Source organism: Microbacterium sp. ARD32 (assembly GCF_031844385.1).
Lineage (GTDB): Bacteria > Actinomycetota > Actinomycetes > Actinomycetales > Microbacteriaceae > Microbacterium.
Genome location: NZ_JAUZVD010000001.1, coordinates 346,595 through 359,916, shown reverse-complemented (window position 1 = coordinate 359,916; position 13,322 = coordinate 346,595). Strand labels below are relative to the sequence as shown.

At 70.7% G+C, this 13,322-nt stretch carries 9 protein-coding genes and 2 tRNA genes; 1 reads left to right on the top strand and 10 read right to left on the bottom strand.

Going from position 1 to position 13,322, the window contains the following annotated elements; genetic code table 11:
- Nucleotides 1-213: 213 nt before the first annotated feature.
- Complete coding sequence (locus tag Q9R19_RS01675; protein ID WP_311254612.1) at nt 214-882, bottom strand: endonuclease/exonuclease/phosphatase family protein; 669 nt, start codon at nt 880-882, stop codon at nt 214-216.
- A gap of 56 nt (nt 883-938) precedes the next feature.
- Entirely contained in the window at nt 939-1,781 is an 843-nt protein-coding gene (truA, locus tag Q9R19_RS01670; RefSeq protein ID WP_311254611.1) for a tRNA pseudouridine(38-40) synthase TruA, read from the bottom strand.
- Between the two features lie 56 nt (nt 1,782-1,837).
- Here truA and Q9R19_RS01665 point away from each other — a divergent pair, with 56 nt between their 5' ends.
- The gene (locus Q9R19_RS01665) at nt 1,838-3,709 is read left to right on the top strand and encodes an acyltransferase family protein (RefSeq protein WP_311255841.1); all 1,872 of its coding nucleotides are present in this window, start codon (nt 1,838-1,840) and stop codon (nt 3,707-3,709) included.
- 45 nt (nt 3,710-3,754) lie between these two features.
- Here the strand turns inward: Q9R19_RS01665 and Q9R19_RS01660 are convergent, their stop codons facing one another.
- The 8 genes from Q9R19_RS01660 to Q9R19_RS01625 all read right to left on the bottom strand — a co-directional run bounded on the left by Q9R19_RS01660 (nt 3,755) and on the right by Q9R19_RS01625 (nt 13,243).
- Nucleotides 3,755-7,096: an SbcC/MukB-like Walker B domain-containing protein gene (locus Q9R19_RS01660; RefSeq protein WP_311254610.1), complete on the bottom strand. Its 3,342-nt coding sequence runs from the start codon at nt 7,094-7,096 to the stop codon at nt 3,755-3,757.
- Nucleotides 7,093-7,974 (bottom strand): DUF4194 domain-containing protein, encoded by an 882-nt coding sequence (locus Q9R19_RS01655; protein ID WP_311254609.1) that lies wholly within the window; start codon nt 7,972-7,974, stop codon nt 7,093-7,095. Before Q9R19_RS01655 ends, Q9R19_RS01660 begins: the two co-directional genes overlap by 4 nt.
- Nucleotides 7,967-9,466, bottom strand: coding sequence for a DUF3375 domain-containing protein (locus tag Q9R19_RS01650; RefSeq protein WP_311254608.1), 1,500 nt, complete (start codon nt 9,464-9,466; stop codon nt 7,967-7,969). Before Q9R19_RS01650 ends, Q9R19_RS01655 begins: the two co-directional genes overlap by 8 nt.
- A 210-nt stretch (nt 9,467-9,676) precedes the next feature.
- A tRNA-Met gene (locus Q9R19_RS01645) sits at nt 9,677-9,750 on the bottom strand.
- 32 nt (nt 9,751-9,782) lie between these two features.
- Nucleotides 9,783-9,854, bottom strand: a tRNA-Thr gene (locus Q9R19_RS01640).
- 67 nt (nt 9,855-9,921) lie between these two features.
- Nucleotides 9,922-11,307, bottom strand: coding sequence for a M23 family metallopeptidase (locus Q9R19_RS01635; RefSeq protein ID WP_311254607.1), 1,386 nt, complete (start codon nt 11,305-11,307; stop codon nt 9,922-9,924).
- A gap of 128 nt (nt 11,308-11,435) precedes the next feature.
- Nucleotides 11,436-12,236 carry an inositol monophosphatase family protein gene (locus tag Q9R19_RS01630; RefSeq protein WP_311254606.1) on the bottom strand — a complete coding sequence of 267 codons (801 nt, stop codon included), beginning with the start codon at nt 12,234-12,236 and terminating at the stop codon, nt 11,436-11,438.
- Nucleotides 12,233-13,243: a hypothetical protein gene (locus Q9R19_RS01625; RefSeq protein WP_311254605.1), complete on the bottom strand. Its 1,011-nt coding sequence runs from the start codon at nt 13,241-13,243 to the stop codon at nt 12,233-12,235. The genes Q9R19_RS01630 and Q9R19_RS01625 overlap by 4 nt, the downstream gene beginning before the upstream one ends.
- Nucleotides 13,244-13,322 lie beyond the last annotated feature (79 nt).

Genomic DNA, 13,322 nt, shown 5'->3' with positions numbered 1-13,322 from the left:
TCGCCCACCCCGCACCTCACTCCGCGGGTCCCGAATCGCGGGCTCCACGCCCGTCACACCGCAGAACGGGACCCGCGACACGCCCGAGCCGCAGCCCACCGCACCTCGCGGGGCCCGAATCGCTGGCTCACCGCCGGCGGAGACAGCAACTTGGGACCCGCGAATCCCGGGGACGGACGCAGTGACGGACGCAGTGAGAGGGAGACCCGCGCCCTACGCGGCCTCGGCGGTCACCAGGATCGGGCGGTGATCGCTGGTCCCCTGCGGCAGCGTGGTGATGTTCGAGATGTCGAAGCCGTTCGAGGTCGCGAAGTCGTAGTGCCCGCGGAACACGCGATACCTCGTGTACGTGCGATCGTCGCTGAGCGTCAGCCGGTAGCCGTGGTCGCGCACAGTCTGGCTGAGGCTCTCTTTGAACACGGGGTAGTTGTAGTCGCCCACCATGAGCACGGGTTCGCCCGGCGCCAGCTCCTGCAGAGCATCCAGGGCGGCGCGGATCTGGTTGCGGCGCAGCGAGTTCAGCGCCGTCAGCGGAGCGGCGTGGAACGAGGCCACGATCACCTGCCGGCCGGTGTCGATGTTCGTCAGCAGCGCCCCGAGGACGCGTTCGTCGGCCGGCTTCAGCACCCGGTCGTGCAGCGACTTCTTCAACCCGATCGCGCGCACCCGCTCGACCCGGAACTGGTTGCTGCGCAGGTACATCGCGAGCCCCAGACGGTTGCCGCTGGTGGCCCGCACCAGCGAGAGTCCGTCGATCGAGTCGGGCAGCGCAGTCGTGTCGCACTCCTGCAGGCAGAGGATGTCGGGGTCGTGATCGACGACCAGCGAGACCAGCTCGGACGCCGCCCGGTGCTTGCGCAGGTTGTATGAGATCAGCCTCATGCGGCCACGTTACCGCCGCTGTCTGACCGGGGCATGATCACTCGCGATCGCGCTCGTCACTCGCGATCGCGCCGGTTGCGGGTCTGCTCGGCGCGGGATGCCAGCAGATCGTCCGCCGGATACCCCACCTCGGCCAGGGTCAGCCCCCTGGCCGGCAGCACCTTGAACGCGCTCGTGCGGGTGAGCTCGTCGCGCAGCCGCACGACGTCGTCGACGGATAGCTTCCCCTCCCCCACGGCCGCGCACGCGCCGACCAGCGCGCGCACCATGCTGTGGCAGAAGGCGTCGGCCTTCACCTCGGCCACCAGCACGCCCTCGGCATCCCGAGCCCAGCGATAGTCCAGCAGGGTGCGGATGGTCGTCGCCTCCTCCTTCGGCTTGCAGTAGGCGGCGAAGTCGTGCAGGCCGATCAGCGTGCGCGCGGCGGCGTCCATGGCATCCGCATCCAGCGCCGCGCGCACCATGGTCGTATCATGACGGCGCATCGGGTCGTATCCGACAGTCGCGTCGGCGAGCCGGTAGCGGTACCGGCGCCACACCGCCGAGAACCGCGCGTCGAAGCCCTCGGGCGCGAGAGTCGTGCGGGTGACGGTGACATCGGGGTACTGCCCGAGGACCCCGCGGATGCGATGGGCGAGAGATCCTGCGGGATCCGCGGCCGCTCGTCCGTGCCGCGCGGTCACGCGCGACCACTGCGCCTCGTCCAGGTCGACATGGGCCACCTGATCGGACGCGTGCACGCCGGCATCCGTCCGCCCGGCGACCACCAGCTGCGCGGGCGACCCGACGATCCGCGCCAGCGCGGCCTCGAGCACGCCCTGCACCGTGCGCAGCCCCGGCTGCTTCGCCCAGCCGCGGAAGTGGGTGCCGTCATAGGCGATGTCCAGCCGAATTCGCACCCGTCCAGCCTAGACTGGGGGCCTTCCCCTGCTTCTGAGATGCGCCTTCTTCCGTGATGTCCTCGTCTGTGCCCCACGCCCCGCGGTATGCGGGTCTCGACGGGCTCCGGGCGATCGCGGTCGGTCTGGTGCTGGCCTATCACCTGTTCCCCGGCGCCGGGCTGCGCAGCGGATTCGTCGGCGTCGACGTGTTCTTCGTGGTGAGCGGATTCCTCATCACCTCGCTGCTGCTGCGACCGACCGGGCGCAGCCTGCGGCATCGGATGCTGGACTTCTGGCGCCGCCGCGCACGCCGCCTGCTGCCGGCGCTGGCCGTGATGCTGACGGTGTGCGCGAGCGCCGCGTGGATGATCGGCGGCGACGTGCTGGTCGGGATCGGCCGGCAGCTGCTGGGCGCCTCGACCTTCAGCTACAACTGGACGGCCCTGCTGGCCGGCTCCGACTACTTCACCGCCACGCAGCCGGAGCTGTTCCGCAACGTCTGGTCGCTGGCCGTGGAGGAGCAGTTCTATCTGCTGTGGCCGCTGCTGCTGCCGCTGCTCGTCGCGATCCTGCGATGGCGGTGGGCGCTCGTCGCGTTCGCCGTGGTCGCGGCGGGCGCGTCGGCGTGGTGGATGTCGGTGCTGGTCGCGGCGGATGCCGTGACCCGCGGCTACTTCGGCACCGACTCGCACGCCTTCGGCCTGCTCCTCGGGATCGCCCTCGCCTTCGGCATCCGGAATATGCCGCAGCGGGAATGGATGCTGCGGCCGCTCGCGCGCGCCGGCGGCGTGCTGCTCGGGACGCTGGGGATCGGGCTGATCGTCGCCGCCGCACTGCAGCCCGAGACGCCCTCCGGCGCGGGATTCCCGGAGAGCCTGCTGCTGGCGTCCGTCGGATCGCTGCTCGCGGTGTTCGCGGGCGTCGCGCCCGGGTCGTGGTTCGGGCGCGCGATCGACGTGCTGCCGCTGCGCTGGGTCGGCGACCGCTCGTACGGGATCTACCTGTGGCACTGGCCGGTGCTGGTGCTGATCCTCGCGGCGAGCGATCTCGGAGTCTCGGGAAGCGACGCCGAGGTGCCGGTATGGGCCGGATCGGTGGCGCTGGTGCTCTCGATCGTGGCGGCCGCCGCGTCATACCGTCTCGTGGAGACACCCCTGCGCCGGCTCGGTCTCCGCCGCTCGCTGCGGGCGGTGCGGGCGCGCTTCGCGCGCGGACCGGTGAGTCGTCTGGCGATGCTGGGCGGTCTGCTGACCGGCGTGCTGGCGCTGAGCGGCACCACCGCGGCCGTCGCGAGCGCGCCGCCGATGACCACCTCCGAGATGGCGATCCGCGCCGGCCAGGCGGCGATGAAGCGGGCTGCCGCGACGCCGACTCCGACGCCCGAGCCGACGCCCGAGGCGATCCGCGGCGACGAGATGACGGCCATCGGGGACTCGGTGATGCTGGCATCCGCTCCCGAGCTGTACCAGAGGTTCCCCGGCGTCGAGGTCGACGCGAAGGTGTCGCGGTCGATCTGGGCCGGGCCGCGCATCATCGACGATCTGGACGCCGCCGGAGAGCTGCGCGAGCACGTGATCGTGGCGCTCGGCACCAACGGTCCGGTCGACAGAGGCGTGCTGCAGAAGATGGCCGACACCGTGGGCCGAAACCGCGACCTGGTGCTCGTGAACGCCTACGCCCCGCGCGACTGGATTCCGGGCGTCAACCGCGATCTGCAGGAGTTCGCGGCGGCGCGCAGAGGCGTCGTCGTGGCCGACTGGGCGAATGCCATCAAGCCGCACGAGAACCTGCTCGCCGGCGACCGCATCCACCCCGGCGATGCCGGCGGCCGCATCTTCGCCGAGGTCGTGGAGCAGGGCATCCGCGATTCCGAGGCCGAGCGCGCCGCCCGCCCGCACTGGGAGCCGCAGCCCCTGGCTCCTGCAGCAGAAGCCCAGGGCCACTGAGCCTGTCGAAGTGCGCGCGTCTCGAGGCGGCGGAGCGGGCAGGGCTCAGGCGACGGCGACCTTGGGCTTCGCCCACGACCTTCCGCGAGTGTCCTTGAGGATCGTGTACTCCACGTCCACGTGCGGCTCGATGGCGCTGTACTTGTCGTTCGGTGCGCCGATCACGAGCTGGAAGCCCAGGCCGCGCCAGGCGCCGATCGCGCGCTTGGTGAAGTGCGCGTCCGCCTTGATGAGCGCCTCGTCCATGAACACCGGCGCGTAGCGCGGCCGCGAAGCCCCGGCATCCCCCAGCTGATACCGCAGCGCCGCGCCGACGATGAACGCGACCAGCTCCTGCGATTCGCCGCCCGACTTCTCGCCGATGTGGTCGTACAGGGCGACGTGCTCGCCGGTCGCCGCCACGACCCGCTCGGCCGACACGCGCACGTGGTTGCGCACATCGATCAGTTCCGCGAAGTCCGGAGCGGTGCGGCGCATGCGCCCGATCAGCCGGCTCATCCGACGGTACGCGTTCTCGCGCTCCTCATCGGTCGACGCCGCATCGATCAGCCCGCGCACCTCGCGCAGGTCGCGCCGGAAGCGCTTGCGCGCCTCGGACTGGTTCTCGCGCGGTGCGATCTGCAGCCGGTGCTCGTCGTCGTAGAACGGCAGCTCGCGCATGATGCTGTTGATCGGCTCGATGCGATCTCTGATCTCGCGCACCGACCGGCTGAGCGTCGAATCCAGGCTGGTCAGGTCGTTGCCGGAGAGGCCGAGCAGGCTGTCGCGCCACTCGGTCTCCAGTTCGTGCAGACCGCTGGTGAGCAGCGCCTGCAGAATCCCCTCGAACTCGGCCACGGACTCGTCAGGGTCGGGCAGCAGGTTCAGGTTCGGCCACCGCTCCAGGAAGGATGCCATCAGCTGCCGCATCCGCTCGCGCTGCTCCTCGTGCGCCTCGGCTGCCGCGCGCCGATCCGCCGCGAGCCGTGCCGCCGCGGTCTTCAGCGCGACGTCGAGCCGTGCCAGGCGGTCGCCGGCCGCATCGCAGGATTCGTCGGCGAGGATGAACCGTTCATCCAGGAACGCGGCCTGCCCGGCATCCAGCTCCGTGCCGTCCGCGGCATCGATCACGCGCTGGCAGTCGTCGACGTCGTCGGTCACATCGCCCCAGCGTGCGGCGACCTGGTCGCGCTGCGCGCTCAGCGAGCCGATCTCGTCGCGAAGGACGGATGCCTTGAGCTTGAGCGTCTCGGCCTGCTCCTTCAGCTGCGCGATCTCGGGATTCGCCCCGGTCACCTCGGCCTCGACGGATGCCCAGCGCTCGACCTGCTGCTCCAGGGCGTTCACGTCGATCTGCTCCCAGGTCACGTCCTGGATCTTCGCGAACGCCGTGTTCCGGTTCTCGAGGGCCTCGATCGCCTGCTCGGCCGCATCCGCAGCCTCCGTCGCTGCGACGACCTGCGCATCCAGTTCCGCCAGCTGTCGCTCCAGGTCGTGCAGACGCCGCTCGTTCGAGAAGCCGACCACGTTCTCGCGCCCGTGCCCGCCGTGCGCGCCGCGGTTGCCCTGCGACATCTGGCCGGTGATCGTCAGCGCCATCGGGTGCTTCGCCAGCTGCGCGGACGAGTCCACGCACACGAAGCCGAAACGCTCATCGAGCCGCTGCTGCAGCCAGCCCGTGAACGGCGTCGGACGGAAGTCGAGGCGACCGGGCAGCGTGCGCCCGTCGGCGGTGGTCGAGGTCGCCAGGCCGGTGTGCACGCCCTCGTACCGCAGTCGGATCGGGGTGCGCACCTGGTCGATGGCCGCACGGAACGAGGCCACGTGCGCGACGTCGATGAGCAGCGTCGTGGCGAAGCCGCCGAGCGCCAGGTTGAACGCCTCGCGCCAGGGCTCGAACTCGGTGCGCACCTCGATCAGCTCGCCGACGAACGGCAGGTCGTCGATCCCGAGACCCGCCGCCCGCGCCAGCAGTGTCCGTGCCTCGTGCAATCGTGACGGGATGCTGCCGTGCACGGCATCCGCCTTGGCGCGCTCCGCGTCGAGCTCGCCGCGGCGCCTCATCAGGTCGCGTCGCGCAGTCTCGGCATCCGCGAAGGCGGCACGGGCGGCGCGGCGCGTGTCGCCCTCGCCGTCGGCCCGGTGGGCGCCGGCGAGCACAGCGGCGAACTCCTCGGAGGTCGCAGCCGACAGGCCCAGCTCGCTCAGCACGGCATCCACGCGGGCGCGCTCGCGCTGCACGTCGGCGAGCCGCCGCTCGGCCGCCCGCAGCTCGCGCTGCGCGGTCTCGAGCCGATCGCCGCCGGACTGCCGCAGCACGTCGAGCAGGCCGTCGCGCTGCACCTCGACGGCGTCGACGAGAGCCTTCTTCTCGCGGATGCCGGCGTCCAGCGTGCGCTTGCGAGCACCCAGTTCGCTCTCGACCTCACGCAGCAGGTCGAGGCGCCGCTGAGCGCGCCACAGAGCCGCGCGGGAGTCCGGGTTCGCGAAGTCGCCGATCTCATCGATCAGGCGGGTCTGCTCCGCAGCATCCGCGATCCGCTGCCGGATGCCGGCGATCGGCTCCAGGGCGTTCACCTGCTGGCGCGCGGTGATCATACTGGTGCGCGTGGCCTCGAGCTCGTCGAAGTGCGCGACGACGGCGTCGGCGGTGGCCATGGTCTCGGGCTCCTCGAGCACGAGACGCTTGTACAGGTCGTCGACCGTGGTGATCTGCTGGCCGGCCTGGATGCGGGCGAGCAGGCTCATCGCCTTGGCACCGGAGCCCGCCGCGCCGATGCCGAGCACGGCGTGCAGGCGTGCGGAGAACTCGCGGTCGGTGCCGAGCGTCTCCAGTCCCAGTTCCCTGAGGGAGGCATCGCTGAGGCGGTGGGATGCTGCGCTCTCGAGGCGCGCGAGATCGAAGCAGCCGTCGATCGTCGCGCGCACGCGCACGGTGTCCTCGAGGATGCGCGCGCCGGCGGGGATGTACCAGGCGCGGATCGCGGTGAAGCGCGAGTCGTCGTGGTCGCGCCAGGTCATCGCGATGGCGGTCCAGGTGTCCTCGCCGTCGCCGCGCAGCACGCGCAGCCTGGTGCCCTCGTCGGTGCGCGACTCGTCGATCTTGCCGCGGCCGTAGGAGAGGATGTTGCGCTGCTCGTCGCCGCGCGGGCGACCCGTGACGCCGCCGTTGGATGCACCGTTGAAGGGCGTGGTGTGCGGCATCATCAGGGCGATGTAGGCGTCCATCAGGGTGGACTTGCCCGAGCCCGAGCCGCCGCACAGCAGCGTCGCGTACGGCGAGAAGCGCACCCGGTGCGGACCGCCGTCGTAGCCGCCCCAGTTGATCAGCTGCAGATCCTCGGCGACCCACTGCTGGCCGCGGGACTCGGCGGGGATCAGGCCGAAGAGGGTGTCGAGCATGGTCATGCGACCACCTCCGTGGCGCGGGTGTCGTGCTCGGGAGCCTCGGGAGCCTCGGGAGCCTCGGGATCAGCATCCGTCTCCGTCTGCGCGCGCAGCCAGGCGCGCAGCTCGGCGAGCTTCTCGGCGCTCAGCACCACCTCGACCAGCGGGCTGATCCGGTAGCGGCCGGTGGTCTCCTCGTCGATCACGCCCTCTCGGTCGAGCCGGTCCAGTGCGGCGCGAATGGTCTTCTGCTGGCGCGCGGTGCTGCCGTCGGCATCCGTCAGATAGCTGAGCACGGTCTGCTCGACGTCTTCGATGTCGATGCGCGGCGCGGCCTCGCCGGCCGCCGACTCGCGCTGGAAGACCGTGCGCAGATGCACGAGCACGAGGGTCTCGGTGCGGTTGTACGGGGCATCCTTGAGCAGGATCGGCACCTCGAATTCATCGGAGCGGATCTGCTGCTTGTACGCCAACCCACGGCCCAGGTCGACGACCAGCCGCAGGTACAGGTCGTGCATGCGGGACTCGATGATGTGCTGGTGCTCGAGCAGCAGCCTCCACTCGGCGCGGTTGCCCTCGGCGCTCAGGAACCGGCGCTGCAGCACGTGCACCAGCACGCGGCGGATCTCAGCGTCGAGCGTGCCGCGGTCACCCGGGAACAGCTCGTCAGGGTCGTCCTCCATCGCCACCGGCGCGATGAACGGGTCGCCGGCACGCCCCGGGATGGAAACCGCAGGTTCCGAGCCATCCGCACCGACGTCATCCATCTCGACCTCGGAGCCCGGGATGGAAGCCGCAGGTTCCGAGGCATCCGCACCGACGTCATCCACCTCGACGGGCCGAAGCGCCTCGGTCTCCAGGGCACCGCCCTCCGACGGATCGGTCGTCGTCTCAGGCATCCTGATCCTCCTTGGTCGCGACGGACTCGTCAGCCGAGCCGCCCGCAGAGCGCGCCGTCGCCGAGACGAACGCGAAGCGCCTGGTCGTGCCGTCTGGGCGCAGCGTGTCGACGGTCGAGATCCCGTCGTGCTCGGTCATGCCGTTGCGGTGCGCGATCTCCAGCAGCCCGACCAGGTCCACCGGTCGGCGGGTCTGGTCCGGGGCCTCCGCGAACGCCTCACCCAGATCGAACTCGGCGCCGAGCCCGGCGATGTACGCCTCCAGCTCGGCGTAGCGCGGGCCGCCCCACGAGCGGGAGTCGGCCTCGAGATACTCCACGTCGTCGGCATCCGTCAAGGGCGCCGGAGCGCCGGGCGGGCGGATGTCGCCGATGCTCTGCCGCAGCCGGCCGAGGTCGATCAGCGGCAGGCTGCGGATCGGGTCGACGGATGCCGAGGACGGCGCGCTCCGCGACCAGTCGTGCAGGCCGGAGATCACGTCGCGCAGCAGCTCGTCGATCTGCCGGTCGCGCAGCGGGTCGTGCGTCTTCACCTGTCCGGAGATGACGTGGGATGCCCGCCGCTGGGCGTTCAGCACCTCTTCCACGCCGAGTTCGACCCGGCGGCCGATGGCGTCGAACTCGACGCGCTGCGCGGGGTCGAGGAGGCGCGCGAACGGCTGTGCGAGCAGCTCGTGCAGCTGCGAGGTGAGCGCGTCGATGCGATCGGGATCGCCGATCAGGCGCAGCGCACCGGCGAAGGCACGACCCTCGGGCGTGGACTGCATGACGTCCTTGGCGCGCTGCAGGTACTCGCGCAGCACGTCGCCGGTGGGGCGGTCGTCGCGGCGCAGGTGGGCGACGACGTCGCGCTGCATCTGCTTGAGCGACTCGGCGACGCGGGTGAAGTCGGCCGGCAGCTCGCGGGCGAGGTGCAGCACGTTCTCGGCCTCTTCGTACAGCTCCTCGTCGTCGACGGGAACCGCGCCGTGCGCCTGGATGCTGAGGATCTCGGCATCCAGGGCATCCCGCTCCGCGGTGAGCCGCGCGATGCGCTTGGCCGGGTCGGCCTCGGCATCGTCGGAGAGCCGCTCGACGGCCTCGAGGAGGGTGCGCACGCGCGAGTTCGAGACACGGGTGCGACCGCCGCCGGTGCGGCCGGTGATCTCGAGCGCCTCGACGGCGTGAGCGGAGAGCCGGTAGACCTCCACGTCGTCGTCGATCTGCTGCACCAGCCAGCCCTGCTTGGCCCAGGTGCGGCACACCTCGCGGCCCGTGCCGGCGGGGATGCGGCGATCGTCATCGTCGTAACCGGCGGCGCGCAGCTCGTCCAGTGCCTCGGCGACCTCGGCATGGGCCTCGGCGATCGGAACCGACGGTCGGTGGGCGGTGAACAGCATCGACAGCGCGGCGATCACGAACGGCGCCTGACGCCCGTGCAGCAGTCCCAGAGTCGGGGTTCGGAACGCTGCCAGAGAGCGGGAATATGCCGCCTCGGCACGCGTACCAGTCATCGGGTTCAGTTTATCGGGCGGGGACCGACGTTCGAATCGCTCGACCTGCGGGCTTCGCGCGTCCCGGTGTGCGGCCTCGTCGGCGAGGAGACAGCGTGTCGGGACCCGCGAAGCGGGAGGCACGCGCGAGGCACGCGCGATGTGGGGAACGGCGCGGGCGCTGCGCCGGAGACGACGAAACCCTCGGCGCACCGAGGGTTTCACATTCTGTAGCGGAGGCGGGACTCGAACCCGCGACCTCACGATTATGAGTCGTGCGCTCTCACCATCTGAGCTACTCCGCCGCAATCGCCCGTTCCGTGGAATGGACGCTACGAGCCCCGAGTCAGGATTGAACTGACGACCCCTTCCTTACCATGGAAGTGCTCTGCCACTGAGCTATCGGGGCGTGCTGCCCCTGTCAGGGCAACCAGATGAGCCTAGCATCCGCGAGGCTCGGGATGGAAATCGGCCGGTCAGTACGAATACCGTCCGGCGTTCGCCCGCATCCAGGTCAGCGGGTTCACTGTGGAACCGTTGATGATGATCTCGAAATGCAGGTGCGCCCCGTACGAACGACCGGTGTTGCCGACCTTTCCGATGGGGTCGCCGACCTTCACCTTCTGACCCGTCCTGACCGCCAGCGAGCCGTGCTGCATGTGCGAGTAGTGGCTCGTGACGACCTGCCCGTCGATGATGTGATCGACATAGACGGTGACGCCGTAGCCGCCGCCGGACTCCGTCGCCTTGCGGACCGTGCCATCGGCGATCGCCTGGATGGTCGCACCTGCGCCGGGCACCAGGTCGATGCCCGCGTGCATGCGGCCGTTGCGCATTCCGTAGGGCGAGCTCATGGCGACGCCGACCATGAACGGCCACTGGATCGCGGCGTTGGGGTCGTTGGTGTAGAGACTGTCGGAGACGCGCTTGATGCCCTCTTCGGCGGCCACGTCCATCAGCGAGACCGTGGAGTACTCGCTGTCACGGACGAGCGCTTCGTCCTGCACGTCGCTCGAGGCGACGTAGGCCTGGATCTCGTCGTCGGCCACCTTCTTCGCGGGCGCATCGGCGGCGACGAGCGAGGCGGTGGCGGCGGATCCCTTCTGCTGCACCGCGGTGATCGCGCCGGCCGGGACCGTCATCGAGACGGCGATGAGACCCGCGACGCCCATCACACCCAGCGACGCGGCGGCGGCGGTGATCCGGCGGCGGATGCGGCGGGGGGCGACGTGCCCGGATGCCGCGATCGGCTCGGCCTGCTCGTGCTGCGCGGTCGGCGCTGTCTGGTCGGTGGCGGCGGAAGCGCTGGCGGGCGCGGAGTCGTCGACAGGCGAGAATCCGAAAGCATCGGATGCCAGAGTGAACGCATCCGCGGTGGACTGCGACACCTGCGGGTGCACGGACTGCAGCTCCGGCCGGGAGGCTTCCGGCTCGGCCTGGAGCGCCTGCTCGGCCTGGAGCTCGGGCTCGGTCAGCAGCTCGGGCTCTGCGACGGGCGTTGCGGTCTCGGGCATCGCTGCGGCGACCGTCGCTGCGGACGGGGCTCGGTCGGTGTCGGTGTCGTCGGCGTCAGCGGACACGACTTGCGACGGTCCGGTGCGTGCGAGCCGACGTGCGCGGCGGCTCAGCGGGGCCGTGCGCGCAGCATCCACTGGGTCGGACGAAGTCTCGCCGGGCGCGACCACGGCATCCGCGAGTGCGACCACGGCCTCGGCGACGACGGCATCCGCCAGCACGGTCTCGACGATGGGCGTCGGCGAGGAATCGACGTCCGAGGTCGTCGAAGTGCTCTGTGCTGCGGCGCGGAGTCGGTTGGATCGACGCGTGGGCGCGGCGTCAACCTCGGAACGTACAGGGGGCAAGTCGGATCTCTCGGGTCGTTGTCAAGCTCGGGGGCGCTTGGTCACTTTCACGTCGGGGGAGAAAGTAACGAACAGGTAAATACGTTACAGGCTGATGGCTGAGAAAACCATGGTCTGACCGAACTTGTTCACCGCGGCGTTCCGGTGCCGGTGATCAGCGCGCGCAGCCGGTCGTGCACGGCGGGCGCGCCCGCGATCAGCATCGGTCGCGCGGCGTCCGGATCCAGCCGGGAGGCCACGCCTCCGGCCTCGCGCACGAGCAGCGCGCCCGCGGCGAGGTCCCAGGGGTTGAGGCCGCGTTCGAAATAGCCGTCGAGGCGGCCGGCGGCGACGTACGACAGGTCGATGGCGGCCGCACCCATCCGGCGCAGGTCGCGCGCCATCGACATGACGCGGCGCACCGTGGCCAGGTCGCCGTCGTGCGTGGCGGGGTCGTAGCCGAAGCCGGTGGCCAGCAGCGCGCCGGCCGGGGTCTCGTCGCTCACCCGAAGGCGGATGCCGTCGAGCCGGGCGCCATCGCCGCGCACCGCGGTGAACAGCTCGCCGGCCGCAGGCACGCACACGGCCGCCGCCACGTCGTCCCAGCGCTCCGGAACGGGCTCGCCGCCGACCACGGCGATGCTCACCGCGTATGCGCCGAGGCCGTACGCGTAGTTGACCGTGCCGTCGATGGGATCCACGACCCAGGTGAGCCCGCTCGAACCCTGCTCGGCGCCGGTCTCCTCGCCGAGGAACCCGTCGTCCGGACGCTCGGCGCGCAACCGCTCACGGATCAGCTGCTCCACCTCGCGGTCGGCCTCGGTGACGATGTCGGCGAGGGTCGACTTGGTGGCGGCGAGCGCGACGCCCTCGGATCGTCGGCGTGCGGCCAGCTCACCGGCCTCACGCGCGATGTCCGCGGCGAGCAGTCCGAGATCGACCGCGTTCACCGGCCGGGACCGGGCGCGGGCGGCGGAGGCGGGAACGCACCGTACTGCGGCGGCCCCGGATCGGCAGGCGGGGTGCTCGATGCGGGCGGGTCCGTGGGCGCAGCCGGCGCCTCAGGTGCTGCCGGGACGTGGGGCGCCGGGGCGTCCGACGCTGCCGGGAACGCCTGCGGCGCAGCATCCGGAGCAGGGAGGGACTGGGCGGGTGGCGTGAAAGTCGGAAAGCCGGTGTAGTAGGCGTTCCAGTCCGGCGAGCCGTCGGGCATCACCGGCAGAGGAGTGCGCCCATCGGCGTAGGTCGGCCACGCCGCCGGCTGCGGCTGCCCGTTCGACGGGGCATGCGGAGCGACGAAGTCGCTCGGCGGCGTCACGGGAGGAGTCTTCTTCGGCGCGAACAGTGCGTTCAGCAGCGGGATGAGAGTGGTCCCCACCGCGGCGAGGATCGCGAGAGCGATCACGATGCGCCAGTACAGGTCGTCGTAATGGAACAGCTCGGGGAAGGTCAGGTAGAACACCAGCATCGCCACGAGCAGAGCGAGCATCACGAACGTGACCATCACGATCACGCGCGTGAAGGTGGTGACGTACCGCTGCGAGGCCTTCAGGTAGAACCGTGCGTGCACCAGCGCGAGCTGCAGGATGCCGACCACCAGGAGCAGGTACCAGAAGCGCCCCATCGCCCATCCGAGGTGCGGACTGGGCTCCGGCATCCAGATCTTCACCGCGCCGACCAGCAGCGCGACGATCCACGAGATCATGCTCGACAGCGCCAGCCAGTCGGGCCGCTGGTGCGCGAGGTTCGCCTCCAGGATCGCGATCCCGGCGAACACCGCCAGCAGCAGGATCGTGAGGAACGCGCGGCCGATGAGGCCGTCCTGGTTGCCGATCAGCACCCAGACGACGCAGACGAGGGCTGCGGCGATCAGCGCGCCGATCGCTATCCAGATGGCCCCGCGCATGAGCTTCGAGGTCAGCTGCTGGCCACTTGCCTGCGGCGTGCTGTCGGACATGATGATCCTCCCGGCGATCGTGCTCCCATCCTGCCACGGGGCGCAGATGCTTCACCTGCCCTTGTGGATAACTCCCGGC